This is a genomic window from Streptomyces sp. NPDC093544 (assembly GCF_040683495.1).
In the GTDB taxonomy this organism is placed as follows: domain Bacteria; phylum Actinomycetota; class Actinomycetes; order Streptomycetales; family Streptomycetaceae; genus Streptomyces.
The window spans coordinates 81,114-107,200 of the sequence record NZ_JBFBEA010000010.1 but is presented as its reverse complement, the minus strand read 5'-3'; the positions used below and the strand labels follow the sequence as shown (position 1 = coordinate 107,200).

At 68.2% G+C, this 26,087-nt stretch carries 25 protein-coding genes and 1 pseudogene; 22 read left to right on the top strand and 4 right to left on the bottom strand.

The annotated features are described in order from the left end of the window. Nucleotides 1-242 precede the first annotated feature (242 nt). Together AB0N66_RS17005 and AB0N66_RS17000 are read left to right on the top strand one after the other, a co-directional pair. Nucleotides 243-1,847: an ABC transporter substrate-binding protein gene (locus tag AB0N66_RS17005; RefSeq protein WP_365434760.1), complete on the top strand. Its 1,605-nt coding sequence runs from the start codon at nt 243-245 to the stop codon at nt 1,845-1,847. Nucleotides 1,848-1,931: 84 nt separating this feature from the next. Further along, nucleotides 1,932-3,515: an ABC transporter substrate-binding protein gene (locus AB0N66_RS17000; RefSeq protein WP_365434757.1), complete on the top strand. Its 1,584-nt coding sequence runs from the start codon at nt 1,932-1,934 to the stop codon at nt 3,513-3,515. Nucleotides 3,516-3,590: 75 nt separating this feature from the next. On the opposite strand, the gene AB0N66_RS16995 is transcribed toward AB0N66_RS17000, so the two are convergent. Together AB0N66_RS16995 and AB0N66_RS16990 are read right to left on the bottom strand one after the other, a co-directional pair. Then, nucleotides 3,591-4,262, bottom strand: a complete 672-nt coding sequence (locus tag AB0N66_RS16995; RefSeq protein WP_365434754.1) for a response regulator transcription factor — start codon at nt 4,260-4,262, stop codon at nt 3,591-3,593. A gap of 14 nt (nt 4,263-4,276) precedes the next feature. Continuing rightward, on the bottom strand, nt 4,277-5,203 hold the full coding sequence (locus tag AB0N66_RS16990) for a RecB family exonuclease (RefSeq protein WP_365434751.1): 927 nt from the start codon (nt 5,201-5,203) through the stop codon (nt 4,277-4,279). Between the two features lie 173 nt (nt 5,204-5,376). Here AB0N66_RS16990 and AB0N66_RS16985 point away from each other — a divergent pair, with 173 nt between their 5' ends. The 3 genes from AB0N66_RS16985 to AB0N66_RS16975 all read left to right on the top strand — a co-directional run bounded on the left by AB0N66_RS16985 (nt 5,377) and on the right by AB0N66_RS16975 (nt 8,714). Then, nucleotides 5,377-6,996, top strand: a complete 1,620-nt coding sequence (locus tag AB0N66_RS16985; RefSeq protein ID WP_365435269.1) for a site-2 protease family protein — start codon at nt 5,377-5,379, stop codon at nt 6,994-6,996. 53 nt (nt 6,997-7,049) lie between these two features. Further along, on the top strand, nt 7,050-7,952 hold the full coding sequence (locus AB0N66_RS16980; RefSeq protein ID WP_365434748.1) for a tRNA (adenine-N1)-methyltransferase: 903 nt from the start codon (nt 7,050-7,052) through the stop codon (nt 7,950-7,952). A gap of 186 nt (nt 7,953-8,138) precedes the next feature. Further along, complete coding sequence (locus tag AB0N66_RS16975) at nt 8,139-8,714, top strand: hypothetical protein (RefSeq protein WP_365434745.1); 576 nt, start codon at nt 8,139-8,141, stop codon at nt 8,712-8,714. A gap of 92 nt (nt 8,715-8,806) precedes the next feature. Here the strand turns inward: AB0N66_RS16975 and AB0N66_RS16970 are convergent, their stop codons facing one another. Then, nucleotides 8,807-9,106 carry a ferredoxin gene (locus AB0N66_RS16970; RefSeq protein WP_365434742.1) on the bottom strand — a complete coding sequence of 100 codons (300 nt, stop codon included), beginning with the start codon at nt 9,104-9,106 and terminating at the stop codon, nt 8,807-8,809. 260 nt (nt 9,107-9,366) lie between these two features. On the opposite strand from AB0N66_RS16970, the gene arc reads away from it, so the two are divergent. The 6 genes and pseudogenes from arc to prcA all read left to right on the top strand — a co-directional run bounded on the left by arc (nt 9,367) and on the right by prcA (nt 15,128). After that, complete coding sequence (arc, locus tag AB0N66_RS16965; RefSeq protein WP_365434739.1) at nt 9,367-11,133, top strand: proteasome ATPase; 1,767 nt, start codon at nt 9,367-9,369, stop codon at nt 11,131-11,133. A 234-nt stretch (nt 11,134-11,367) separates the two neighbouring features. Further along, entirely contained in the window at nt 11,368-12,879 is a 1,512-nt protein-coding gene (gene dop / locus AB0N66_RS16960; protein WP_365434736.1) for a depupylase/deamidase Dop, read from the top strand. A 168-nt stretch (nt 12,880-13,047) separates the two neighbouring features. After that, nucleotides 13,048-13,266 (top strand): ubiquitin-like protein Pup, encoded by a 219-nt coding sequence (locus AB0N66_RS16955; protein ID WP_365434733.1) that lies wholly within the window; start codon nt 13,048-13,050, stop codon nt 13,264-13,266. Between the two features lie 115 nt (nt 13,267-13,381). Continuing rightward, nucleotides 13,382-13,462: pseudogene (locus AB0N66_RS16950) on the top strand (recombination endonuclease VII); the annotation flags it as partial. Next, nucleotides 13,444-14,259: a proteasome subunit beta gene (gene prcB, locus AB0N66_RS16945; RefSeq protein ID WP_365435266.1), complete on the top strand. Its 816-nt coding sequence runs from the start codon at nt 13,444-13,446 to the stop codon at nt 14,257-14,259. The pseudogene AB0N66_RS16950 and the gene prcB, both read left to right, overlap by 19 nt. A gap of 122 nt (nt 14,260-14,381) precedes the next feature. Then, nucleotides 14,382-15,128, top strand: a complete 747-nt coding sequence (prcA, locus tag AB0N66_RS16940; RefSeq protein WP_365434730.1) for a proteasome subunit alpha — start codon at nt 14,382-14,384, stop codon at nt 15,126-15,128. A gap of 283 nt (nt 15,129-15,411) precedes the next feature. Here the strand turns inward: prcA and AB0N66_RS16935 are convergent, their stop codons facing one another. After that, on the bottom strand, nt 15,412-16,428 hold the full coding sequence (locus AB0N66_RS16935) for a LacI family DNA-binding transcriptional regulator (RefSeq protein ID WP_365434727.1): 1,017 nt from the start codon (nt 16,426-16,428) through the stop codon (nt 15,412-15,414). 110 nt (nt 16,429-16,538) lie between these two features. Between AB0N66_RS16935 and AB0N66_RS16930 the strand changes: the two genes are divergently transcribed. From AB0N66_RS16930 to AB0N66_RS16880, 11 genes are all read left to right on the top strand, one after another. Further along, the gene (locus AB0N66_RS16930) at nt 16,539-17,798 is read left to right on the top strand and encodes an MFS transporter (protein WP_365434724.1); all 1,260 of its coding nucleotides are present in this window, start codon (nt 16,539-16,541) and stop codon (nt 17,796-17,798) included. Nucleotides 17,799-17,807: 9 nt separating this feature from the next. After that, nucleotides 17,808-19,169, top strand: a complete 1,362-nt coding sequence (gene pafA, locus AB0N66_RS16925) for a Pup--protein ligase (RefSeq protein ID WP_365434721.1) — start codon at nt 17,808-17,810, stop codon at nt 19,167-19,169. Between the two features lie 213 nt (nt 19,170-19,382). Beyond that, nucleotides 19,383-20,384, top strand: a complete 1,002-nt coding sequence (locus AB0N66_RS16920) for an FKBP-type peptidyl-prolyl cis-trans isomerase (protein ID WP_365434718.1) — start codon at nt 19,383-19,385, stop codon at nt 20,382-20,384. A gap of 69 nt (nt 20,385-20,453) precedes the next feature. Further along, on the top strand, nt 20,454-20,825 hold the full coding sequence (locus tag AB0N66_RS16915) for an FKBP-type peptidyl-prolyl cis-trans isomerase (protein WP_365434715.1): 372 nt from the start codon (nt 20,454-20,456) through the stop codon (nt 20,823-20,825). A 170-nt stretch (nt 20,826-20,995) separates the two neighbouring features. Continuing rightward, nucleotides 20,996-21,949, top strand: a complete 954-nt coding sequence (locus tag AB0N66_RS16910) for a WYL domain-containing protein (RefSeq protein ID WP_365434712.1) — start codon at nt 20,996-20,998, stop codon at nt 21,947-21,949. Nucleotides 21,950-21,965: 16 nt separating this feature from the next. Further along, a complete protein-coding gene (locus AB0N66_RS16905) occupies nt 21,966-22,994 on the top strand; it encodes a WYL domain-containing protein (RefSeq protein ID WP_365434709.1) in 1,029 nt (342 codons plus the stop codon). A gap of 20 nt (nt 22,995-23,014) precedes the next feature. Then, a complete protein-coding gene (locus tag AB0N66_RS16900; protein ID WP_365434706.1) occupies nt 23,015-23,353 on the top strand; it encodes a hypothetical protein in 339 nt (112 codons plus the stop codon). Between the two features lie 65 nt (nt 23,354-23,418). Then, entirely contained in the window at nt 23,419-23,613 is a 195-nt protein-coding gene (locus AB0N66_RS16895; protein WP_365434703.1) for a hypothetical protein, read from the top strand. 239 nt (nt 23,614-23,852) lie between these two features. Continuing rightward, nucleotides 23,853-24,146, top strand: coding sequence for a Sec-independent protein translocase subunit TatA (gene tatA / locus AB0N66_RS16890; RefSeq protein WP_365434700.1), 294 nt, complete (start codon nt 23,853-23,855; stop codon nt 24,144-24,146). Between the two features lie 47 nt (nt 24,147-24,193). Beyond that, on the top strand, nt 24,194-25,144 hold the full coding sequence (gene tatC / locus AB0N66_RS16885) for a twin-arginine translocase subunit TatC (RefSeq protein ID WP_365434697.1): 951 nt from the start codon (nt 24,194-24,196) through the stop codon (nt 25,142-25,144). A gap of 31 nt (nt 25,145-25,175) precedes the next feature. Then, entirely contained in the window at nt 25,176-26,066 is an 891-nt protein-coding gene (locus AB0N66_RS16880) for a diacylglycerol kinase (RefSeq protein ID WP_365434694.1), read from the top strand. Nucleotides 26,067-26,087: the final 21 nt, after the last annotated feature.

The window sequence follows — 26,087 nt, the reverse complement described above, 5'->3', positions numbered from 1 at the left end:
GGGTGGGTGACGTGCCCTTGTGTCCCGATTGGTGAATCGCTGCACGAATCCTTCCACTGTCGGGTTATCGGTGTGTCCACGCCCGGTATCACAGCGTGATGGGAACTCAACTCCAGTCCCTGGGAGCCGCGCTGGCGGTGCGGACTAATGTCGTCGCGAGAACATCGCCGTATCCCCGTGACCCGCAGCACCACCCCTGCATGCCGGGCTCGCGGAATCTACAGCTCTGGAGAAACTCGAGCATGAACCGCAAGACTTTGGTGCTGCCGGCCGTGATCGGCCTGCTCGCCCCGGTGCTCGCCGCGTGCGGGGGGTCCGACGGCGGGAGCGACAGTGGCGACCCGATCGTTGTCGGCACCACCGACCGGTTCATCGCATCGAAAGATGCCCCGGCTCCCCTCGACCCGGCGTACGCGTACGACGTCGGCAGCTGGAACATTCTCCGCCAGACCGTGCAGACGCTGATGATCATCCCGCGCGGTGACGGCGAACCCCAGCCGGAGGCCGCCGAGGAGTGCGGTTTCACCGACACGGGCAACGAGCGCTACGCCTGCACCCTGCGCAAGGACCTGAAGTTCGCGAACGGCGACCCCGTCACCGCGAAGGACGTCAAGTACTCGATCGACCGTGCCAACTCGATCCAGGCCGACAGTGGTGTCTTCGCCCTGCTGTCCACCATCGACACCGTCGAGACCCAGGGCGACCGCGAGGTGATCTTCCACCTCAAGACCGCGGACGCCACCTTCCCGTTCAAGCTCTCGACCCCGGTCGCCGGCATCGTCAACCCCGACGACTACGACGAGGGCAAGCTGCGCAACGGGTTCAGCATCGACGGCTCCGGCCCGTACACATTCAAGGCCGAGGTGAAGAACGACGAGCTCGTCAACGCCGTCTTCACCAAGAACCCCAACTACAAGGGTGTTCTGACGACCAAGAACAGCCAGGTCGAGATGCGCTCCTTCGCGGACGCCGACACGATGGGCACCTCGCTCAACAAGGGCGACATCGACCTGATGACCCGCTCGATGACGCCTGAGCAGATCAAGAAGCTCGGCAGCGCCACGGGCAGCGACATCGACCTGATCGAGATGCCCGGCCTGGAGATCCGCTACCTGGCCTTCAACACCAACGACCCGTCGGTGAAGTCCGCGGCCGTCCGCCAGGCGATGGCCCAGGTCATCAACCGTGGCGAGCTCGTCTCCAAGGTCTACGGCACCTCGGCCGACCCGCTCTACTCGCTGGTCCCGGCCACCATCACCGGCCACTCCAACTCGTTCTTCAACAAGTACGGCGAGCCGAGCGTGAGCAAGGCCAAGACGATTCTGGAGCAGGCCGACATCGTCACGCCGGTGAAGCTCACCCTGAACTACACGACCGACCACTACGGCTCGGTCACCGCGGACGAGTTCGAGCAGCTGAAGCAGCAGCTCAACGCCAGCGGCCTGTTCGACGTCGACATCAAGGGCGCGGCCTGGGACACGTTCGTCCCCGCTGAGCGTGCGGGCAAGTACGAGGTCTTCGGCATGGGTTGGTTCCCCGACTTCCCGGACGCCGACAGCTTCCTGGCGCCGTTCCTCGACAAGGACAACTTCCTCAAGTCGCCCTACTCGAACAGCACGATCATCGACACCCTGATCCCGGAGTCCCGCCAAGAGGCCGACCGGCTGACCGCCTCGAAGAGCATCACCGAGATCCAGGACATCGTGGCCACCGACGTGCCGGTGCTGCCGCTGTGGCAGGGCAAGCAGTACATCGCCGCGCGGGACGACATCACCGGCGCTGAATGGGCACTCAACTCCTCCTCGACCCTGCAGCTGTGGGAGCTCGGCCGCGGAGTGAGCGGCTGACGGACTTGCCTCGCCGGGCCCGACGTCGGGCCCGGCACCGGCGAGATCCGGCCGCTCCCGAGAATCAACGACAAGGCACAGCACGTGAATTTGCGAAACCAGTGGCCAGTCCTGTCCGTCACGACGGGGCTGGCCGTCGGCCTGCTCACCGGCTGCGGCTCGCAGTCCGGCGGCTCGGCGGGCAATGGCTCCTCCATCGTGATGGGGATGTCCGACGACGTCCTGGCCACCGACCCGGCGTCCGGCTACGACCCAGGATCCTGGCTGCTGTTCAACAACGTCTTCCAATCGTTGCTGAGCTTCCCCAAGGGCGGTACGGAGCCGGAACCCGAGGCCGCCAAGGAGTGCTCGTTCACGGACGCGACCACGACGGTTTACTCGTGTACGTTGCGGAGCGGGCTGAAGTTCAGCAACGGTGACGCGCTCACCTCGACGGACGTCAAGTTCTCCTTCGACCGCATGCTGAAGATCAACGACGACGCCGGTCCCGCGATCATGTTCCCCATGCTCGGCAAGGTGGAGACACCGGACGCCACGACCGTCGTCTTCAAGCTCAAGTACGCCGACGCCACCTTCCCCAGCAAGATCGCCTCCGGCGCCGGCTCGATCGTGGACCACCAGCAGTACGCCGACAACGGACTGCGCACGGACAACGAAGCCGTCGGCTCGGGCCCGTACAAGCTGGACTCGTATCGCAAGGACGAGGCCGTCTTCTCCGTCAACAAGAGCTACCGGGGCACCGCCAAGGTGAAGAACTCCGGTGTGACGCTGAAGTTCTTCCACGGGGACCAGACCGCGCTGAAGAACGCGTTGGAGAACAACGAGATCGACATCGCCTACCGAGGCCTCGCCGCCGACGACATCGCGGACATCGAGAACGACACCTCCACCGGCAAGGGCGTCAACGTCGTCGAGGGCACCAGCGCCGAGGTGCAGCACCTGGTCTTCAACATGAACGACCCGGTGGCGGGCAAGCTCTCGGTGCGCAAGGCCATCGCCTATCTCCTCGACCGCCAGGCCCTGGTCGACGAGGTCTACCAGGACACGGCGACGCCGCTCTACTCGATCATCCCGGCCGGCATCGCAGGCCACAACACGGCCTTCTTCGACACCTACGGCGCCGACCCCTCCCGGTCCAAGGCCGAGGCCGAGCTGCGCGCCGACGGCATCACCGACAAGGTGAAGCTGACCCTCTGGTCGACGCCGTCGCGCTACGGACCCTCCACCGACCAGGAGTTCAGGGCGATCGCCAAGCAGCTCAACGCCAGCGGCCTCTTCGACGCGACCGTCAAGTCCGTCGCCTTCGACCAGTACGAGAAGGACATCGCCAAGGGCAAGTACGGCGTGTACGTGAAGGGCTGGGTGCCCGACTACCCGGACCCGGACAACTTCACGGCCCCCTTCTTCGGCAAGGGCAACGTGCTGAGCAACAACTACACCAACAGCACGATCACCGGACAGCTCATCCCGGAGACCGCCGCCGAGAGCAACCGCGGCTCGACCGAAGCCGACTACGGCAAACTCCAGGACATCGTGGCCGACGAACTGCCCATCATCCCGCTCTGGCAGGCCAAGCAGTACGCGGTCATCCGCGACAACGTCTACGGCCTGGAGTACTGCCTCGACGCCTCGACCGTCTTCCGCTTCTGGGAGATCAGCAAGGACTGACCCCGGCTCGGCGTACACAGAGGGCGGCCCCTACCTCCCGGAGGAAGGGGCCGCCCTCTGCGCTGTGGGTACGGTCTACTGCGCGCCGGGTCGCACCAGCCCGCTCTCGTACGCGTACACCGCGGCCTGCACCCGGTCGCGCAGCCCCAACTTGGTCAGCACGTGCCCCACATGCGTCTTGACCGTGGTCTCGCTGACGAACAGGTCGGCCGCGATCTCGGCGTTGGACAGCCCGCGCGCCACCAGCTTCAGCACCTCGACCTCACGGTCGGTCAGCGTGTGCAGGGTGTCCGGCACCGGGTCGTCGCCGGACGGCAGATGGCTCGCGTACTTGTCGAGCAGGCGGCGGGTGATACTCGGCGCGAGCATCGCCTCGCCCGAGGCGACCACCCGGATCGCCTGGACCAGCTCGTTGGCCGGCGCGTCCTTGAGCAGAAAGCCGCTGGCGCCCGCGCGCAGCGCCTCCACCACGTACTCGTCGAGGTCGAAGGTCGTCAGCACCAGCACCTTCGCCGGACCGTCCCGGCCGGGGCCGGTGATCTGCCGGGTCGCCTCGACACCGTCCATCCGGGGCATACGGATGTCCATCAGAACCACATCGGGCTGCAGGGCACGGACTTGGTCGAGTGCCTGGAGACCGTCACCGGCCTCGCCGACGATCGCCAGGTCCTGCTCCGCTTCCAGGATCATCCGGAAGCCGGTGCGCAGCAGCGGCTGGTCGTCGACCAGTAGGACGCGGATGGCCACGTGAGTCTCCTTCGCTAGTCCGGCCCCATTCTGCCCTGCTGGACGGCACCGGACTCCGGCGCCCTGACCGGCAGCGGATACGGCGGGGGAGTACCGCCGAATTCCGGACATACCGCTTGGTGATCGCACCAGCCGCAGAGCTTGGTGGGCCGGGGCCGCCAGTCACCCGACTCGGTGGCCTCCCGGATCGCCTCCCACAGCGCGTGCAGCTTGCGTTCGACGCGCTCCAGGTCCTCGATCACCGGGTCATACGTCAGTACGTCGCCGCTGCCGAGATAGACGAGCTGGAGTCGGCGCGGGACCACCTGCTTCAGCCGCCACACCACCAGGGCGTAGAACTTCATCTGGAACAGGGCACCCTCGGCGTACTCGGGCCTCGGGGCCTTGCCTGTCTTGTAGTCGACGATCCGGACCTCGCCCGTCGGCGCCACGTCCACGCGGTCGATGATGCCGCGCAGCTTGAGCCCGGAGTCGAGCTGGGCCTCGACGAACAGCTCCCGCTCGGCGGGTTCGAGCCGAGTCGGGTCCTCCAGCGTGAACCAGCGCTCCACCAGCTGCTCGGCCTCGGTGAGCCAGCGCGCCAGCCGCTCGCCCTCGGGGTCGTCGGCGAACAGCTCCACGACCTCCGGCCGGGTCTCGCGCAGCCGGTCCCACTGGCCGGGGATCAAGGACTTAGCGCGCGGCGCCGTACGCTCTGTCGCCGGCGCGTCGAAGAGCCGCTCGAGCACCGCGTGCACCAGCGTGCCGCGGGTGGCCGCCTCGCTCGGCTTCTCGGGGAGCTTGTCGATCACCCGGAACCGGTAGAGCAGCGGACACTGCATGAAGTCGCTCGCGCGCGACGGCGACAGGGACGCGGGCGGCAGGGCCGCCACCGTCGCCACGGCTTCGGCGGGCGCGTCCGCGTTGCCGGTCTCAGCCGCGCCTTCGGTGCTGGTTTCCATGACGACAGACCTTACGGCTCGCCACTGACAGTGATACGGCCGCGGGCTCGCTGAACGGCGCGGAAAACAGAGGGGGTGCCGGGGCGGAACGCGCCGCGACGGCCGCATACCATCGACCACAGACCCTGCTCCGCATGATCGGGAGCGGAGGACGCTTCGAACGAGGGGACATCGTGGACGAGAGCGGCGGGAGCGGAAAGCCGCGCTCCGGTACCGACGAAGCGACCGAGCGCCACGAGGGGCCGCAGGCCTCCGAGGGCCCGGCCGCGGACGCCACGCGCCCTGAAGGGGAGGGGCCCGAGCGCCCCACCGAGCCCACACGTACCGAGCCCACACCCACGGAGCCCACACCCACGGAGCCCGCACCCACCGAGCCCACACCCACGGAGCCCGGCGACAGCACCGAGTCCGGCGGCAGCACCGAGTCCCCCCGGCCCGTGGCGGGGACCGAGCCCGGCACCGACACCTCGGACGAACCCCCGGCCACCCCCAGTCCCTCCGACGAGCCCCAAGCCCACCAAGGCCCCACTGACCACGCCCGTCCGCACACAGGTGCCCCGGGTGAACCCGGTACAGAGGACGCCGCCAGGACGCGCGCCACGTCCGGCACCGGCAAGGGACGCCCGCCGCGCCGCGAGAAGGGCCCCGGCGGCGGACTGCTCATGGGCCGCCCCTTCGGCGTACCCGTGTACGTCGCCCCCAGCTGGTTCCTCGTCGCCGCCCTGATCACCTGGGTGTTCGGCGGCCAGCTCGACCGCGTGCTGCCCGAACTGGGCGGCCTGCGCTACCTCGTCTCCCTCTTCTTCGCGGTCGCCTTCTACGCCTCCGTGCTGGTCCACGAGCTGGCCCACACGGTCGCCGCCCTGCGCTTCGGGCTGCCGGTACGCCGGATCCAGCTGCAGTTCTTCGGCGGGGTCTCGGAGATCGAGAAGGAGTCCGAGACCCCGGGCCGGGAGTTCGTACTGGCCTTCGTCGGGCCGCTGCTCTCCCTGGTCCTCTCGGGCCTCTTCTACCTCGCCATGCGGGCCGTCGAGCCGGGCACCGTGCCGGGCGTCCTGCTGGGCGGCCTGATGATCTCCAACCTCATCGTGGCCGCCTTCAACCTGCTGCCCGGGCTGCCACTCGACGGCGGCCGCATGCTCCGCGCGGTCGTCTGGAAGATCACCGGCAGGCCGATGAGCGGCACGATCGCCGCCGCCTGGGTGGGCCGCGCCCTCGCCGTCGCCGTCCTCATCGGGCTGCCCCTGCTCACCCAGACCGGAGCGCTCGGCGAGGCCCCCGACGACATCGGCGGCATGGACACCGTCACTGACGCCCTGCTCGCCGCCATTCTCGCCGCGATCATCTGGACCGGCGCCGGCAACAGCCTTCGGATGGCCCGCCTGCGCGAACACCTCCCGGACCTGCGCGCCCGCGCGCTCACCCGGCGCGCCGTCCCGGTCGAGACCAGCACCCCGCTCTCGGAAGCACTGCGCCGCGCCAACGACGCGGGCGCCCGCGCCCTGGTCGTGGTCGACGCCGACGGTCAGCCGCTCTCCCTGGTCCGCGAGGCCGCCATCGTCGGCGTACCCGAGCACCGCCGCCCCTGGGTCGCGGTCAGCGGCCTCGCCCAGGACCTCACCGACGGCATGCGCGTCTCCGCCGAGCTGGCCGGCGAGGACCTCCTCGACGCCCTGCGCGCGAACCCCGCCACCGAGTACCTGGTCGTCGAGGACTCCGGTGAGATCTACGGCGTCCTGTCCGCCGCCGACGTGGAGCGCGCCTTCGTGAAAGCCATGGCCCGGCCCGCCTAGCGGTGGCCCGCGCGGTGGTCGGGTGCCCCTTGCGGGACCGGTAGGCTGGTCACATGTCCGAACCGACCGGTGCCGCCCGCAGGCGCGGGCCCTTCAAGGTCGGGGACCAGGTTCAGCTGACCGACCCCAAGGGCCGCCACTACACGTTCACGCTCGAAGCCGGAAAGAACTTTCACACCCACAAAGGTTCCTTCCCGCACGACGAGCTGATCGGTGCTCCCGAGGGCAGCGTTGTCCGCACCACGGGGAACGTCGCCTATCTCGCGCTGCGCCCCCTGCTCCCCGACTACGTCCTGTCCATGCCCCGCGGCGCCGCCGTGGTCTACCCCAAGGACGCGGGTCAGATCCTGGCCTTCGCCGACATCTTCCCCGGCGCCCGCGTCGTGGAGGCGGGCGTCGGCTCCGGCTCCCTCAGTGCCTTCCTGCTGCGCGCCATCGGCGACCAGGGAATGCTGCACTCCTACGAGCGCCGCGAGGACTTCGCCGAGATCGCCCAGCAGAACGTGGAGCGCTACTTCGGCGACAAGCACCCCGCATGGCAGCTGACCATCGGCGACCTCCAGGACAACCTGTCGGACACCGACGTCGACCGCGTCATCCTCGACATGCTGGCCCCCTGGGAGTGCCTGGAGGCCGTCTCCAAGGCGCTCGTCCCCGGCGGCATCCTTTGCTGCTATGTCGCCACCACCACCCAGCTCGCGCGGACCGTCGAGTCCATCCGCGAGATCGGCTCCTTCAACGAGCCGACCGCCTGGGAGTCGATGGTCCGCAACTGGCACGTCGAGGGCCTGGCCGTCCGCCCGGACCACCGGATGATCGGCCACACCGGCTTCCTGCTCACCGCCCGCCGCCTCGCGGACGGCGTCGAACCGCCCATGCGCCGTCGCCGCCCCTCCAAGGGCGCCTACGGCGACGACTACACCGGTCCGAACGCCGACGGCGGCATGGGTCGCTGACGTAACCAACGCACCACAACTGTGGCCGAGTTCCCGGGAGAGCCCGGGAACTCGGCCACAGCGCTTTCCTGTTGACACGCCGCCAGAAGTACGTCAGAACTCCGGACCCGCCGTTCCGCCGCAGTGTGACGTGTGGCACCATGCGGGACACCCCCACCGGCACAGCCCTCACGGGAGACACTCCTAGTGCAGCAATCCGCCGTCCCGGAACTGGCACACACGCACACCAGCCCCATCCAGTGGGTCGCCACGGCCACCGCCATCGCCGGAGTCGTCGCGCTCTCCTCCGTACTGCAGCCCGACCCGGCCACAGCGGCCCAGCCCAGCTCCGACGCGAAGCCGGCCCAAGCCGCCGCCGCGGCCCCCGATCCGGCCGGCGTCGACTTCCCGATCGAGTGCGGGCCCATCAAAGTCCTCGTCCAGAAGAAGGCCTCCGGAGACCTCGACGGCGACGGACGCCCCGAGACCGTGGCCGTGGTCCGCTGCGACGCGGGCTCGGGCACCCCGCCCAACGGTGTCTACGTCCTCACTCAGGCCGTGGACGAGTCCAAGCCCCGCGTCGTGGCCACCCTGGTCGACCCCAAGGACCGCCTGAGCGTCACCGACTTCGCGCTGAGTGACGGCGCCGTCACCGCCACCCTTCTCGGGTACTCCTCGTCCGACGTGCCGAGTTGCTGCCCGGACGTGAAGGATCTCGCCAAGTGGCAGTGGAAGAACGGTGCGTTCGTCCGTTCGACGCCCTCCGGAGCCCAGAGCGTGTGAACGTCCTGCACGGCTCCGGGCATACGGAAACACCCTCCGCGCCGCGGAGGGTGTGAGCAAGCAGACAGCGGTGACGCGGGGTGCTCCGCGCGTCACTCCGCGTCAGGTCCGTAAACCTCGACCTTGTCCGAAACCCGACGTACGTGGATACAGTCGCCCGGGCACTCCTTCGCGGAGTCCGTCACATCGCGCAGAAGCGGAAGTGGTACGGGCGTTGTGGCGCCCGGGGCCTGTAGCAGCTCGTCGCCGGAGCTCTTCACGTACGCCAGGCCGTCGATGTCCAGCTCAAAGACCTCGGGCGCGTACTGGGCGCAGATCCCGTCTCCGGTACAGAGATCCTGGTCGATCCAGACCTCAAGCGCCTCGCCGCTGGTTCCGGCCTCCTGCTGCACGGTCTTTTCTCCTGCCGTTTCCTGCGCCGAACCACCCGATATCTCAGCAAGTCGGGCCAGCTCTGACGGGTGTTGAACACTTCGACCCTACCTCCGTCCGCTTCCCAATCATGTTGGGTGGGTATTCCACTGGCGTGAGGGAGAGCGCAAGGGTGAAGATCGGACACACCCCGACAGTCTTTATGATCTAGGGGTTTCAATCGACACCCACCCAGGTAGGGTCTGGAAGCGTCCAGCTCCCCTTGGAGGAGGTGAGGACCGTGGCAGCCCACGACGACGACATGAACCGCGGCATCCGCCCGGGAAGAGGGTCCGATGACCCCGCCGGGCAGGTTGCCTACCTTGAGCAGGAGATCGCCGTCCTGCGACGCAAGCTCGCCGACTCTCCGCGACACACGAGGATTCTCGAAGAGCGGATCGTCGAGTTGCAGACGAACCTGGCCGGCGTGTCCGCGCAGAATGAGCGGCTCGCCAACACGCTCCGTGAGGCCCGCGACCAGATCGTGGCCCTCAAGGAAGAGGTCGACCGGCTCGCACAGCCGCCGGCAGGCTTCGGTGTCTTCCTCGTGGCCAACGAGGACGGCACGGCGGACATCTTCACCGGGGGCCGCAAGCTCCGGGTGAACGTCAGCCCCAGCGTGGAGCTCGAAGAGCTCAGGCGCGGCCAGGAAGTGATGCTCAACGAAGCTCTCAACGTGGTGGAGGCCATGGAGTACGAGAGCGTCGGCGAGATCGTCACCCTCAAGGAGATCCTTGAGGACGGTGAACGCGCCCTCGTGCAAGGGCACACCGACGAGGAACGGGTGGTACGGCTCGCCGAGCCGCTCCTGGACATCGTCATCCGCTCTGGCGACGCCCTGCTTCTCGAACCCCGTTCCGGCTATGTCTATGAAGTCGTTCCGAAGAGTGAGGTCGAGGAACTCGTCCTCGAAGAGGTCCCGGACATCGGCTACGAGCAGATCGGCGGCCTGGGCAACCAGATCGAGGCGATCCGCGACGCGGTCGAGCTCCCGTACCTCCACCCCGACCTCTTCAAGGAGCACGAACTGCGGCCGCCCAAGGGCGTCCTGCTGTACGGGCCCCCCGGATGCGGCAAGACGCTCATCGCCAAGGCTGTAGCCAATTCGCTGGCCAAGAAGGTCGCCGAGGTGACCGGACAAGCCACGGGCAAGAGCTTCTTCCTCAACATCAAGGGCCCCGAGCTCCTGAACAAGTACGTCGGTGAGACCGAGCGGCAGATCCGCCTCGTCTTCCAGCGTGCACGTGAGAAGGCCAGCGAGGGAACCCCCGTCATCGTCTTCTTCGACGAGATGGAGTCCCTCTTCCGCACCCGTGGATCAGGCGTCAGCTCGGACGTGGAGAACACCATCGTCCCCCAGCTGCTCGCCGAGATCGACGGCGTGGAGGGCCTGGAGAACGTGGTCGTGATCGGCGCCTCGAACCGCGAGGACATGATCGACCCCGCCATCCTCCGCCCCGGCCGACTCGATGTGAAGATCAAGATCGAGCGCCCGGACGCCGAGGCCGCGAAGGACATCTTCGCGAAATACCTGACAGAGCGCCTTCCGCTGCACTCCGACGACCTCGGTGAGCACGGCGGTGACCGGGCGGCCACGGTGAACAACATGATCCAGACCGCCGTGGAGCACATGTACGACGAGTCCGAGGAGAACCGCTTCCTCGAGGTCACCTACGCCAACGGTGACAAGGAAGTCCTGTACTTCAAGGACTTCAACTCCGGCGCCATGATCGAGAACATCGTCGGCCGTGCCAAGAAGGCGGCCATCAAGGCCTTCCTCGATCAGAACCAGAAGGGTATTCGGGTCTCCCACCTCCTCCAGGCATGCGTGGACGAGTTCAAGGAGAACGAAGACCTGCCGAACACCACCAACCCGGACGACTGGGCCCGAATCTCCGGCAAGAAGGGCGAACGGATCGTGTACATCCGTACGCTGGTCACCGGAAAGCAGGGCGCGGACACCGGACGCTCCATCGACACGGTGGCCAACACCGGTCAGTACCTGTAAAAGACAGGGCGGCTGCGGGTGCCCTCCGTGGGTACCCGCAGCCGACTGTTTTTTGGGTCACGGCTGGAGCGAGGCAATGACGCAAATGATCTCCCCACCAGTGCAAAGGCGTTCTAGGCTCTTTCGTACCGCCGAGTCGCGCAGTGCGGGGACGGGCACCGCACACGCGCCGGAGAACGAGCGGTACTTGAGCAGCGCCCCCGACCGAGGGCACTGCCGGGCAAGGAGGGCCGCATGACCGTACGGCGAGTAATGGGCATCGAGACGGAGTACGGGATCTCCGTCCCCGGCCACCCGAACGCCAATGCCATGCTCACCTCGTCCCAGATCGTCAACGCGTACGCGGCGGCGATGCACCGGGCGCGCCGCGCCCGCTGGGACTTCGAGGAGGAGAACCCGCTGCGGGACGCACGGGGCTTCGACCTCGCCCGCGAGTCCGCCGACTCCAGCCAGCTCACCGACGAGGACATCGGCCTGGCCAATGTCATCCTCACCAACGGGGCGCGGCTGTACGTGGACCACGCACACCCGGAGTACAGCTCGCCGGAGGTCACCAACCCGCTGGACGCCGTCCTGTGGGACAAGGCCGGCGAACGCATCATGGCGGAGGCCGCCGAGCGCGCGGCCCAGCTCCCCGGCGCCCAGCCGATCCACCTCTACAAGAACAACACCGACAACAAGGGCGCCTCGTACGGCACGCACGAGAACTACCTGATGAAGCGGGAGACCCCCTTCTCGGACATCGTGCGCCACCTCACGCCGTTCTTCGTCTCACGTCAGGTCGTCACCGGAGCGGGCCGCGTCGGTATCGGTCAGGACGGGCACGAGCACGGCTTCCAGCTCAGCCAGCGCTCCGACTACTTCGAGGTCGAGGTGGGCCTGGAGACCACCCTGAAGCGCCCGATCATCAACACGCGCGACGAGCCGCACGCGGACGCCGAGAAGTACCGCAGGCTGCACGTGATCATCGGCGACGCGAACCTCTCCGAGATCTCGACCTATCTGAAGCTGGGCACGACGGCCCTGGTCCTCTCGATGATCGAGGACGGCTTCATCGCCGTGGACCTGGCGGTCGACCAGCCCGTACGCACCCTCCACCAGGTCTCGCACGACCCCACGCTCAAGCGCCTGGTCACGCTCCGCAGCGGCCGGACACTCACCGCTGTCCAGCTCCAGATGGAGTACTTCGAGCTGGCCCGCAAGTACGTGGAGGAACGGTACGGGTCGGACGCCGACGACCAGACCGTGGATGTCCTGCTCCGCTGGGAGGACACCCTGAACCGCCTGGAGAACGACCCGATGAGCCTCTCCGGAGAGCTCGACTGGGTCGCCAAGCGGGAGGTCATGGAGGGCTACCAGCGCCGTGACGGCCTCGACTGGGACGCCGCCCGGCTGCACCTGGTCGACCTCCAGTACGCCGACGTACGGGCCGAGAAGGGCATCTACAACCGCCTGGCGGCGCGCGGCAAGATGAAGCGCCTCCTGGACGAGCAGGACGTCGAGCGGGCCCGTACTAAGCCGCCGGAGGACACGCGCGCGTACTTCCGCGGGCGCTGCCTGGAGCAGTACGCGGACGACGTCGCGGCGGCCTCCTGGGACTCGGTGATCTTTGATCTGCCGGGCAGGGACTCGCTCCAGCGCGTCCCAACCCTGGAGCCGCTTCGCGGAACGCGTAATCACGTCAAGGAGCTCCTCGACCGCTGCCGTACGGCTGAAGACCTGGTCAAGGTCCTGTCGGGCGGCTGAGCGGCCTCGCCGGGGCTCGCACGGCCGGAGCGGCGGATCGAGGTGGAAAGAAGCCGTGTCCGGGAATCATCGAGGTGGCTCCCGGACGTTGTAGCAACTGCGGGGCCGATGTCGGACCCTGCTTGTAGGGTCTGATCAAGAACGTCGAACCGAGCGGGGTGAGGGTTTATGGCGACCAAGGACACCGACGGCGGACAGCAGAAGGCCACGCGTTCCACCGAGGAGGCCGAGGAGCAGGCGCAGGACGCGCAGGGTTCCGAGGACCTCAAGGAGCGCCAGGAGAAGCTGAGCGACGACGTGGACTCCGTCCTCGACGAAATCGATGATGTGCTCGAAGAGAACGCTGAGGACTTCGTGAGGTCCTTCGTTCAAAAGGGCGGAGAGTAACGCCCGTTGTCCGCCCCGGAGTCGGCCTGATCCAGCGGGTCGGCGCCGGGACGGATGATCGGCGTTCGCGCGGGTATGGTCCGTGCACAGATTTGATGATCGGCTCGGCCGTCCACGGCGGGCCGCAGCCTACGTGGAAGGAATCGCGTGGAAGCCAACCCTCGTAGCACCGGGCGTCTGCCGGCTGCCTTCCTGACGCCCGGATCGTCGTCCTTCATGGACTTCCTGTCCGACCACCAGCCCGACATGCTCCCCGGCAGGCGGCAGCTGCCGCCGATTCAGGGCGTCATCGAGGCCCCGCACGGCACGACCATCGTGGCCGTCACGTTCCCCGGCGGTGTGGTTCTCGCCGGTGACCGGCGAGCCACCATGGGAAATGTCATCGCGCAGCGAGACATCGAGAAGGTCTTTCCGGCCGATGAGTACTCGGCGGTGGGCATCGCCGGTACGGCGGGTCTGGCCGTCGAGATGGTGAAGCTGTTCCAGCTGGAGCTGGAGCACTTCGAGAAGGTGGAGGGCGCCACGCTCTCCCTGGAGGGCAAGGCCAACCGCCTGTCCACGATGATCCGTTCGAACCTCGGCATGGCCATGCAGGGCCTCGCCGTGGTTCCCCTCTTCGCGGGCTACGACGTGGACCGTGAGAGGGGCCGCATCTTCTCCTACGACGTCACCGGCGGCCGCTCCGAGGAGCACGGCTTCGCCGCCACCGGCTCCGGCTCCGTCTTCGCGCGCGGCGCCATGAAGAAGCTCTACCACAAGGACCTGGCCGAAGCGGAGGCCACGACTCTCGTGGTCCAGGCCCTGTACGACGCGGCAGACGACGACTCTGCGACCGGTGGTCCTGACGTCGCCCGCCGGATCTACCCGATCGTCACCGTGATCACCGAGGGCGGATTCCGCCGTCTGGGCGACGAGGAGTCCTCCGAGATCGCCCGCTCGATCCTGGAGCGGCGCCTTGAGCAGCCCGATGGCCCACGGGCAGCGCTGCTCTGACAGTGGGCTGCCCGGCAGTGGCTGCCTGGTAGTTGCTATGACAGCGACTTCTCGGCAGCTGCTCCGACAGCGACTTCTTGGCAAGTGATCCAGTGACTTCGACAGAAAGGGACGGATAGCCGGTGTCGACGCCGTTCTATGTCTCACCCCAGCAGGCGATGGCCGACCGGGCGGAATACGCCCGCAAGGGCATCGCCCGTGGTCGCAGCCTCGTTGTGCTGCAGTACGCCGACGGCATCGTGTTCGTCGGCGAGAACCCGTCCCGTGCGCTGCACAAGTTCAGCGAGATCTATGACCGGATCGGCTTTGCCGCCGCCGGCAAATACAACGAGTACGAGAATCTGCGGATCGGCGGTGTGCGCTATGCCGATATGCGGGGTTACACCTATGACCGTGCCGATGTGACCGCCCGCGGCCTTGCCAACGTTTATGCCCAGACGCTGGGCACGATCTTCTCCAGTGCGGCCGAGAAGCCGTATGAGGTGGAGCTCGTGGTCGCCGAGGTGGGGGAGACCCCCGAGGGCGATCAGATCTACCGGCTGCCGCACGACGGGTCGATCGTGGATGAGCACGGGTCGGTCGCGGTGGGTGGCAATGCCGAGCAGATCAGTACGTATCTGGATCAGCGGCATGAAGATGGCATGTCGCTTGCCGAGGCGTTGAAGCTGGCCGTGCAGTCCCTGTCGCGTGAGGCGAACGGGGGGGAGCGGGAGATTCCTGCGGAGCGGCTCGAGGTTGCGATTCTGGACCGGACGCGGCCGCAGCAGCGGAAGTTCAAGCGGATCGTTGGGCGGCAGTTGGCTCGGCTGCTTGAGGCGGATGGGGCGTCGACGGCTACGGAGGCGGAGGATCCTGAGGACGACGAGTGACCTCGTCTTCCTCGTCTTCATCCTGATCATCGCGTGCCCCGGTCCTTGGTGGCCGGGGCTGCGTGGTTTTCTGACGCTCGTCGTTTGCGCCTGCGGGCCGGTGGGGGGACGGGGCCGGTGGCCGGTACATCCGCCCGTCGCCGACGGGCACTTTTGTTTGTTGTAGGGCTTGGCCTCGGTGTGACCACGTACGCGACGGGCATTTGATGTACCGGCCCCCGGCCCCTTCCGCCGGTGGGCGGCTGCCGGGCCTCTCGCCTTGCGGGTGCGGGGGCCTGAGGGCCTAAGGGCGACGTGGTGGGGCTGTGGAGCCTCTTACGACCAGTTGTACTGGGATGTCGCCTTGGAGGGGGGTGTGGCCCTCCAGGACGGCCAGGAGGGCCTGCATGCCGCGTTCGCCGAAGAGTTCGGCGTTCAGGTGGACTGTGGTCAGTTCGGGGTCGATGGCTCTGGCCAGGGCCAGGTCGTCCAGGCCGGTGATGGAGAGGTCGTCGGGGATGTGGAGGCGCAGGCGGCGGGCCGCCTTGTAGGCGCCGGCCGCGAGGTTGTCGTCGTCGCAGACCAGGGCGGTGGGGCGGGGGCCGGGGGCTGCCAGGGCGGTCTCGGCGGCCTTCAGGGCGCCCTCGATGGAGAGCGGGGCGCGGGCGGTGCGCAGGTGTGTGCCGGGGACCTCGGCCAGGCGTGTGGTGAGTTCCTGGGCGCGGATCTCGAAGGTCCAGGAGGGGATGTCGGCCGCCAGGTGCAGGAAGTGGCGGTGGCCCAGGGCCAGGAGGTGTTCGGCGACCTGGCGTACGCCGTCCTTGATGTCGAGGTTGACGGTTGCCGAGCCGAGGCTGCCCTCGGGATTGCTGTCGAGCATGACCAGGGGGAGCTGGTCGCCGCGGATCGCGGTGAGGGCGTCGGCGGCCATGGAGGAGGCGATCACGCCGTCCAGGGCGGCGCGTGCCGAGCCGAAGGGGTCGCGGGCGGGGCCGATGCCCTCGGGGGAGGGGTAGAGGACGACTCCGAAACCGTGCTCGGCGGCCACTCGGGCGGCTCCCGTGTAGACGCCCGCGAAGAACTCGGTGGTCAGGGCGGGAACCACGAGGAGGACGGTGCGGGTGCGGCCGAGGCGCAGGTTGCGGGCGGCCAGGTTCGGGCGGTAGCCGAGCTCCTGGGCGGCTTCGCGGACCCGTTCGGCCGTCGCTTCGGAGACCCGGCCGCGCCACTTGTCACCGAGCACCAGCGAGACGGCGGCCTGGGAGACCCCGGCGGCCTGGGCGACGTCCCGGCTCGTGGGGCGCGTACTACCTCGTGCCACCGTCGACCTGCTCCCTCGTCTGGACTCGCGGACTGCGCACATGGTACGTATGGGAGAGGAAGTTATACGTAAAACTTCGGACGCCACGGGATATACGAGAAGGGCGCGTCATGGCCGCGGGATATGTGGAGATCCTCCGGGCGCGGCATGCGGCCCGGCTGCTCACCGGGACGCTCATAGGGCGGTTGCCGAACGCGACCGCCGCCATCGCCGTCGTGCTCTTCATCCGCGCGGAGGGTGGCACGTACAGCATGGCGGGTGCACTGGCCGCCGTGTACGGGGTGGCCAATGCCGTGGGGCAGCCGCTGCTCGGGCGGCTCGTGGACCTGTACGGGCAGCCGCGTGTCCAGTTGCCGGCCGCGCTCGTCTCGGCCCTCGGGATGGCGCTCTTCGCGTTCTCGGGTACGGACCCGCTGCCGCTCGCCTATGTCGCCATGGTGGTCGCCGGGCTCTTCACGCCGCCCCTGGAGGGCGGTCTGCGGGCGTTGTGGCCCTCGGTCCTCCGCAAGGAGGAGCAGGTGCACACCGCGTACGCGATGGACGCCGTGGCGCAGGAAATCATGTTCACCGTCGGGCCGTTGCTGGTGACGCTGTGCGTGGCGCTCTGGTCCGCCCAGGCCGCGCTGCTCGTCCTGAACGTCATCGGTGTCCTGGGCGCCCTCTCCGTAGTCGTGTCGCCCCCCTCGCGCGCGTGGCGCTCGGCGCCGCGGGAGGCGCACTGGCTCGGTGCGCTGCGTTCGGCGGGTCTGGTGGCCCTGCTCGGCGCGTTCCTGTTCGTCGGGATCGCGCTCGGGTCGATCACGGTCGCCGCGGTGTCGTACTCCGACAGCCACGGCGGGGACGCGGTGTACGGCTGGCTGATGGCGGGCATCGGCCTCGGTGCGCTCGTCGGGGGCACCGTGTACGGCGCGCGGCAGTGGACGGGTGCGCCCGAGCGGCGGCTGCGGCTGCTCGTGGCGCTCCTGGCGGTGTGTTATGTGCCACTGCTGCTGGTGCCGGGTCCGGTCGCCATGACGGCCCTCACCGCCCTCGCCGGAGTGTTCCTGGCGCCCTGCATCGCGTGCGCTTTCGTGCTCGTCGACCGGCACGCTCCCAAGGGCACCGTCACTGAGGCGTTCTCCTGGCTTGTGACCACGTTCACCGTGGGAGCGTCCGTCGGAACGGGCCTGGCGGGCCCCGTCGTCGAGCGGGGCGGAGCGGTGTGGGGCTACGCCGTACCGGGTGCCGCGGGCGCCGCGGCGCTGGTGGTTCTGCTGGCCACGGGGCGGGTCCTCGCAGCTACCGGGAACACGGAGGTCGTTGCGGTCTCATCGGAAAATGATCCAAACCGTGCCGTCGAACCCCGTTTGCGGTCAGTGGATCGGGCGTAATGTTCAGTCATGGACCGCCGCATTTTCGGGCTGGAGAACGAGTACGGCGTCACGTGTACGTTCAGGGGACAGCGCCGCCTGTCTCCCGACGAGGTGGCGCGGTACCTCTTCCGCCGTGTCGTGTCATGGGGCCGCAGCAGCAATGTCTTTCTGCGGAACGGTGCCCGCCTTTATCTCGACGTGGGATCACATCCGGAATACGCCACACCCGAATGTGACAACCTGATCGAACTGGTCACCCACGACAAGGCCGGCGAGCGCATTCTCGAAGGACTCCTGGTAGATGCCGAACGACGCCTGCACGAGGAAGGAATCGCGGGCGACGTCTACCTGTTCAAGAACAACACAGACTCGGCAGGCAACTCCTACGGGTGCCACGAGAACTATCTGGTGGCCCGGCACGGGGAGTTCTCCCGGCTCGCAGACATCCTCATTCCGTTCCTCGTGACGAGGCAGCTGCTCTGCGGTGCCGGCAAGGTGCTGCAGACCCCGCGGGGTGCCGTGTACTGCGTCAGCCAGCGTGCCGAGCACATCTGGGAGGGCGTCAGCTCCGCGACGACCCGCTCCCGGCCGATCATCAACACACGCGACGAACCGCACGCGGACGCCGAGCGCTACCGCAGGTTGCACGTCATCGTCGGCGACTCGAACATGTCCGAGACGACCATGCTCCTCAAGGTCGGCGCCACCGACCTGGTGCTGCGCATGATCGAGGCGGGCACGGTGATGCGCGACCTGACCCTGGAGAACCCGATCCGGGCGATCCGCGAGGTCAGCCACGACATCACGGGCCGGCGCAAGGTGCGTCTGGCCAGTGGCCGGGAGGCCTCCGCCCTCGACGTGCAGCGCGAGTACTACGAGAAGGCCGTGGACTTCGTGGAGCGCCGCGGCATCCGCACCGGAGTTGTCGAACAGGTCCTCGAACTGTGGGGCCGCACACTCGACGCGATCGAGGCCGAGGACCTCGACCGGATCGGCACCGAGATCGACTGGGTCATGAAGTACCAGCTCATCGAGCGGTACCGGGCGAAGCACAACATGACCATGTCCAACCCGCGCGTCGCGCAGATAGACCTCGCCTACCACGACATCCACCGTCGGCGAGGTCTTTACTACCTCCTGGAGAGGAAGGGACAAGCCGCCCGTATCTGCAACGACTTGAAGATCTTCGAGGGCAAGTCCGTGCCCCCGCAGACCACTCGGGCTCGGCTGCGCGGCGACTTCATCCGACGCGCTCAGGAACAGCGCCGGGATTTCACGGTCGACTGGGTGCATCTCAAGCTCAACGACCAGGCGCAGCGCACTGTGTTGTGCAAGGACCCGTTCCGCAGTGTCGACGATCGGGTGGAGAAGCTGATCGCGGGAATGTGAGTAGAGCGTTCCGGCTTTGATTCCGGAGCGCAACGCTGGGCGCCGTACGTTTTCCGTACGGCGCCCTTCTCACGTCGACAGCGCTGTTCAGGGGGACAACGCCCTGGCCCCCGGCCGTAATCCAGGGCGGGCCGGAACTCCGGACGGTGCCCAAACGTCAGTAAGGTAGCGCGCACGCCATCAACCAAGATCGACCGAACGAGGGCCCCCACCGTGCGCCGACGCTCACTTCTTCTAGCCGTACCCGCTGGACTTGTCACACTCGCCGGATGCAGTGACGACGGCAAGTCGGACACGGCCGAGTCCAGCAGCAGCCCGTCGGCTTCGGCCTCCGGCTCGGCCGCGCCGCCGCCGAAGATCGTCGACGGTCCGCTGCCGGCCATCACGGCCGGTGCGAAGTTCGGTGAGAAGCCGACCGTCGCCAAGGGCAGCGGCGACCCGTCGAAGGACCTGGCCGTCAAGACGGTCATCGCGGGCAGCGGCAAGACGGTCGCGGAGAACGACTACATCGAGGCCCACTACCTCGGCCAGGTCTGGGCGACGGCGAAGGTCTTCGACAACTCCTACGACCGCAAGACGCCGTTGCTCATCCAGCTCGCGCAGGGCGGCATCATCGACGGCTGGCGCTACGGCCTGGTGGGCAAGAAGGTCGGCAGCCGCGTCGAGCTGTCCGTGCCGCCGACCTGGGGCTATGGCACGGAGGGGAACACGCAGGCGGGCATCAAGGGCACCGACACCCTGGTGTTCGTCGTCGATGTGCAGAACACGTTCAACTCCAAGAGCTCCGCCAAGGGCAAGACGGTCGCGCAGGACAACATCGACCTCCCGAAGGTCGGCACCAACACCGACGGCAAGGCCCCCTCCATCGACGTACCGAAGTCGGCCGCCCCGACGAAGCTCGTGGCGGACTACGTCATCGAGGGCGACGGCGCGGAGGTCGCGGCCGACAGCACCGTCCTGGTGCAGTACAAGGGCGTGCTCTGGGCCGACGGCAAGGACTTCGACTCGACGTACAGCAGGGACGCGCTGACGTCGTTCTCGCTCACGCAGGTCGTCAAGGGCTGGGCCCAGGGCCTGACGGGCAAGAAGGTCGGCAGCCGCGTCCTGATCGTCGTCCCGCCGAGCCTGGGCTACGGCGACAGCCCGCCGGAGGGCAGCGGCATCCAGAAGGACTCCACACTGGTGTTCTCGGTCGACATCCTGGCGAAGATGTAACGCCTGCGGGGATGTGAGACTGTCGGAGTTGCTTAAAGGCCTTTACGCGAACAAGCAGGAGCTAGAGACGTGAGCATCGAGAAGCCCGAGATCGACTTCCCGGGCGGCGAGCCCCCGGCGGACCTCGAGATCAAGGACATCTGGGAGGGCGACGGGACGGTGGCCAAGGCTGGCGACTTCGTCAAGGTCCACTACGTGGGCGTTGCCTTCTCCACCGGCGAGGAGTTCGACGCCTCCTGGAACCGCGGTACCCCGCTCGAGTTCCAGCTCGGCGTCGGCCAGGTCATCAGCGGCTGGGACAAGGGCGTGCAGGGCATGAAGGTCGGCGGCCGCCGCCAGCTGGTCATCCCGGCGCACCTCGCGTACGGCGACCGCGGCGCCGGTGGCCGGATCGGTCCCGGCGAGACGCTGATCTTCGTCTGCGACCTCGTCGCGGTCTGAGTCGCGTCTGATCGACAGAGTCGCGGTCTGATCGTCGTACATCATCTGGCGAGGTCTGACCGGACTTGATCATCTGGGGCCCATGCCTGTCCGGGCATGGGCCTCGGCTTTTGCCACGACACTCCTGAGCGGTACGGTCATCGGTCGGAAGCACCATAGGAAGGGCGTCGATGGCCATTGCCAAGGCCGAGCGGCTGATGAACCTGGCGCTGTGTCTGCTCGGGACACGGCGGCCGCTCAGCAAGCGCGAACTGCGCGAGTCCATCGAGGCCTATCTGGAGGCGAGTTCGGACGACTCCTTCAACAGGATGTTCGAGCGCGACAAGGACGATCTGCGCGAACTCGGCCTGGTCATCGAGACGGTGGAGAACCTCGACGGTGAGGTCGGCTATCTCGCGCGCCGTGACAGCAACCGGCTGCCGGCCATCACGCTCGACGCCGAGGAGGCCGCCGCCCTCGGCCTCGCCGCCAAGGTCTGGCAGCAGGCCCGCCTCGCGGGTGCCGCGAGCGGTGCCCTGCAGAAGCTGCGCGCCGCCGGCCTGCCCGAGGACGTCGACCCGTACGAGCCCCATGGCGCCCTGGAACCGTACATTCCCGTGCACGAGGCCGCCTTCGAGCCGCTGATGCTCGCCTGCCGCGACCACCGCCCGGTCGCCTTCGACTACCGCAAGGCCACCGCCGTACGCCCCGAGCCCCGCCATGTCGAACCGTGGGCCCTCGAATGCTGGCGCGGCCACTGGTACCTGGCGGGCTGGGACCGCGACCGGGGAGCCGAGCGCGTCTTCCGGCTCTCGCGGATCACCGGCAAGGTCCGCACTCGGGCGGGCCGGTACACCGCCGACGTGCCCGACGTCGTCACCGTGCGCGAGACGGTCGCGGGCTGGGCGGGCGAGATCGCCGACCGCTCCGCGCTGATCCGGCTGCGCACCGGCGCCGGCTACCCGCTGCGGGCAAAAGCCGTCTCCGTACGGGAACTCGGAGGCGGCTGGGACGAGTTGGAGATTCCGTACGGGCACGGTCTGGACGCCTGGCTGGTCGAGTTCGGGCCAGACGTGGTGGTCCTGGAGCCGGCCGAGCTGCGGGCGGATGTCGTTGACCGGCTGCGCGCCGTGGCCAAGGGCTGAGGGGAAAGTCAAGAAAGTGGCAGGAAAACCGGCCAGGCCCACGAACGCGATCGACCAGACCCGGCGGATGCTCTCCCTGGTGACGTATCTGCGTGAGCGCCCCGGCGCGCGTGTCAGCGATGTAGCCCGGGCCTTCGGGATCACCGAGGACGAGTTGATCTCCGACCTCGACGTGCTGCCGCTGTGCGGGACCAGCTTCCGCGGCGGTGACCTGCTCGACATCGACACCGACGGCGACCGGATCTGGTGGCGCAACCCCGGTGCCCTCGGCGCGGACGCGGCCGAGCCGCTGCGGATCGCCGCCGACGAGGCGACCGCGCTGCTCGTGGCCGCCCGCGCGGTGTCCACGCTGCCCGGACTGCGCGAGGGCGACCGGCAGGCGCTGCTGCGCGCCACCGCCAAGGTGGAGGCCGCCTCGGGCGAGGCGGCCGGAGCCAGCTCCCGGCTCTCGGTCACCTTCGAGTCCGAGGGCGGGGTCTTCGCGGACGTCGACCGGGCCATCTCGGAGCGGCGCCGGCTGTGGATCCGCTACTACTCGCCCTCGCGCGACGAGCTCTCCGAGCGTGAGATCGACCCGATCCGCCTGGTCAGCGTCGGTCACACCTATGTGGAGGCCTGGTGCCGCCGTTCCGAGGCGCGCCGCACCTTCCGGCTGGACCGGGTCGCCGAGATCCGCATCCTGGACGAGCCGTCCGCGCCGCCCGAGATCGAGATGCGGGACCTCTCCGAAGGACTGGTGCAGCCGGCGGCCGAGGACCCCGAGGTGGTCGTCGAGGTCGGGCCCGGCGGGCGCTGGGTCGCCGAGTACTACCCGCACGACAGCGCGGACGAACTGCCGGACGGCGGACTGCGTATCACCCTGCGGACCCCCGATCCCACGTCGTTGCGGAGACTGGCGCTGCGCCTTGGCCGCGACGGCCGGATCGTGTCACCGCAGGATCTCGCGGACAGCGCCCAGCAGGCGGCCCGTGAGGCCCTCGCGGGCTACGACGGGCTTCGGGGAGTTCAGGACGAGCCGTACGACAGGCAGGAGCAGGGGCTTTGAGCACGTCGTCGATGTCTGGTGTGTCGGAGAAGACTGGCGTGGCTGGGAAGGCCGGTGCCTCGGATCGGGCTGCCGGTGCGTCCTCGAGCGTCCCGGAGGTGTCCGTCGTCACGGCCTTCGCCGGGATGAGAAGGGTGGTCGAGACGATCTTCAGGGCCGGCTGCCCCGACTGCCGGACCGATTTCGAGCTCAGGGCGAGCGCCCTGATGCTGGCCATCGGCGCATCCAGTCGCACCACCTTCTACTCCTTCACCTGCCCGGAGTGCGGCACCGCCGTCCGCAAGCCCGCCGGTGAGCGCATCGTCGAGCTCCTCACCGGGGGCGGAGTGCGGACACTGCGCCTGCACTCGACGGTCTGAGCCGATGGCCTGGGGGAAGTCGAGGGCGGTCCCCAGGCCGTCCACGGTCGTCTAGGGTCGGTGTCATGTTCTGGCCGATGTTTGCGATCGCTGTGGGTTTCCTGGGAATCGCCGTCCTCGGCGTGCTGGCTGTCCGAGTCTTCCTCGAAGCCGAGCGTCTGGGCAGGCAGGTGTCCGATTCCGCACAGCGCATCAACAGAGCCGCCGAGGACCTGGAGCGCGCGGCCGTGACCACGGCTCGCTCCGTGGACGCCCTGTGAGTCGTGGGTTCGCCGCGCTTTGAGTGGCTTTCGCCCTGTCACCTTTCCGGGAACGGCAGGTACGCTGCTGGTCGCGGCCCCGATAAACGAGGCGCGGGTCGCGAACTGGGAGTACGCACAGGGATTGCCCCGCGTTTACCCCTGAGCGTTACGATCGCTGTCAGCGCGACGGTCGGACACATGTCCGATCGATCGGACAGCCCCCAATCCATGCCGCCTCGGTGAGAAGGTAAAGACTTATGTTCGGAAGGCTCGGAGCTCCCGAGATCATTCTCATCCTCGTCGTCATCATCCTGCTGTTCGGCGCGAAGAAGCTTCCGGACATGGCGCGCTCCCTCGGCAAGTCCGCGCGCATCCTGAAGAGCGAGGCCAAGGCCATGAAGACGGAGGGCCAGGACACGGGCGCCGCTCCGGCCGCCCCGCCGGCCACCGACGAGCAGCCCCCGGCCCAGCGCACCATCCAGGCCGCGCCCGGCGACGTGACCAGCTCCCGCCCGGTCACCGAGCCGACGGACTCGACGACCAAGCGCTGACGCAGGGCCGGTGACCTCCGGCCCGCCGCACGAGATGGGAACGTGGGTTGCTGAAGCCTGCCCGCCAGAAGGAGAAGGATCCCGAGGGGCGGATGCCCCTTGCGGAACACCTTCGTGAGCTCCGCAACCGGCTTGCGAAGGCGATGCTGGCGATCGTCGCTATCACTGTCGTCGCCGCCTTCTTCTACAACGACATCATCAATCTCATCACCAGGCCGATCCTCGACTCGGTCGGTTGCCAGCAGAGCTTCGAGCAGTTGGCGAAGTCGTCGTCGACCGAGCCGTGCGCGCAGATCACCATCAACGGTCTGCTCACCCCCTTCACGCTGGCGCTGAAGGTGTCGCTGACGGCCGGTGTCGTGCTGGCCTCGCCGGTCTGGCTCTACCAGCTGTGGGGCTTCGTCGCCCCCGGTCTGCACCGGCACGAGAGGAAGTACGCCTACGCGTTCGTCGGCACGGGCGCCCCGCTCTTCCTGGGCGGCGCCTACTTCGCCTACACGGTGCTGCCCACCACGGCGAAGGTGCTGCTCGAATTCACCCCCGACCAGACGTCCAACCTTCTGCCGCTGGACGACCTGCTCGACCTCGTCACGCGCATGGTGCTCGTCTTCGGCCTCTCCTTCGAACTGCCCCTGCTGCTGGTCTTCCTCAACCTCACCGGGGCGATCACCGGCAAGCGGATGCTCGGCTGGTGGCGCGGCATGATCATGGGCATCACGGTCTTCGCGGCCGTGGCCACGCCCAGCACCGACCCGCTGACCATGCTGGCGCTCGCCGGGCCGATCTGGATCCTGTACTTCGGCGCGGTCGCCTTCTCGCTGCTGAACGACCGGCGCAGGCGTCGGCGCGACGCCTCGGGACCGGCCGACGACGAGGCCTCCGAACTGGACCTCACTCCCGAGGCCATCGGCGAGATCGAGACGGTGTCGGCGAGCCGGGCGACATTGCCCGAACAGGCGAGCACGGAGCGCGTCAACGGTTATGACGACGTGACCTGATCAAGCGCGGAGAGATCATAGGGTCGGGCTCGTGACCAGCGAGATCACCCTCTTCGTCAATCCCACCGCGGGACGCGGCCGGGGCGCCCACGCGGCGCAGCCGGCCGCTTCTGCTTTGCGGGCGGCGGGATTCTCCGTCCGTACGGTCCTCGGGGAGAACGCCGAGGACGCCCTCACGCGTGCGCGTGGCGCCGTCGCGGACGGAACGGGCGCGCTGATCGCCGTGGGCGGGGACGGCATGGCCAACCTGGCACTGCAGGCCGTCGCCGGGACGCGCACCCCGCTCGGCCTGGTCGCCGTGGGTACCGGGAACGACTTCGCGCGGGCCCTGGGCCTGCCCGTACGCGATCCGACGGCCGCGGGGCGGCTGATCGCCGAGGCCCTCAAGAGCGAACGGCTGCGTGACGTCGACCTGGGCAGGGTGGGCGGCACCTGGTTCGGCACCGTTCTCGCCTCCGGCTTCGACTCACGGGTCAACGACCGAGGCAACCGCATGCGCTGGCCCGCCGGCCGCTTCAAGTACGACCTCGCGATGCTCGCCGAACTGGCCGCCTTCAAGCCCGTCCCCTACCGGATCACGCTGGACGACGGCGAGGCCCAGGAGGTCGAGGCGACACTTGTGGCGGTCGGCAACGGATCGTCGTACGGCGGCGGTATGAAGATCTGCGCGGGCGCGGACCTGGGCGACGGACTGTTCGACGTGACCGTGGTCGGGGACTGCAGTCGTACGACACTGCTCAAGGTGTTCCCGAAGGTCTACCGGGGCACGCATCTCGATCACCCCAAGGTCACCGTGTACCGGGCGGCCAGGGTCGCGCTGGTCGCCGACGGTGTCACGGGGTACGCGGACGGGGAGCCGTTCGGGCCGCTGCCGCTCACGGCGGAGTGCGTGCGCGGTGCGGTGCGGGTGGCGATTGCCTGAGCTGCGGGGACCTCCGGGTTT

Excerpts from the sequence above, each read along its gene's own strand:
- AB0N66_RS17005 (WP_365434760.1), top strand. The coding sequence starts at position 243 with ATGAACCGCAAGACTTTGGTGCTGCCGGCCGTGATCGGCCTGCTCGCC.
- AB0N66_RS16990 (WP_365434751.1), bottom strand. The coding sequence starts at position 5,203 with ATGGAAACCAGCACCGAAGGCGCGGCTGAGACCGGCAACGCGGACGCG.
- AB0N66_RS16980 (WP_365434748.1), top strand. The coding sequence starts at position 7,050 with ATGTCCGAACCGACCGGTGCCGCCCGCAGGCGCGGGCCCTTCAAGGTC.
- dop (WP_365434736.1), top strand. The coding sequence starts at position 11,368 with ATGACCGTACGGCGAGTAATGGGCATCGAGACGGAGTACGGGATCTCC.
- AB0N66_RS16955 (WP_365434733.1), top strand. The coding sequence starts at position 13,048 with ATGGCGACCAAGGACACCGACGGCGGACAGCAGAAGGCCACGCGTTCC.
- AB0N66_RS16930 (WP_365434724.1), top strand. The coding sequence starts at position 16,539 with ATGGCCGCGGGATATGTGGAGATCCTCCGGGCGCGGCATGCGGCCCGG.
- pafA (WP_365434721.1), top strand. The coding sequence starts at position 17,808 with ATGGACCGCCGCATTTTCGGGCTGGAGAACGAGTACGGCGTCACGTGT.
- AB0N66_RS16910 (WP_365434712.1), top strand. The coding sequence starts at position 20,996 with ATGGCCATTGCCAAGGCCGAGCGGCTGATGAACCTGGCGCTGTGTCTG.
- AB0N66_RS16895 (WP_365434703.1), top strand. The coding sequence starts at position 23,419 with ATGTTCTGGCCGATGTTTGCGATCGCTGTGGGTTTCCTGGGAATCGCC.
- tatA (WP_365434700.1), top strand. The coding sequence starts at position 23,853 with ATGTTCGGAAGGCTCGGAGCTCCCGAGATCATTCTCATCCTCGTCGTC.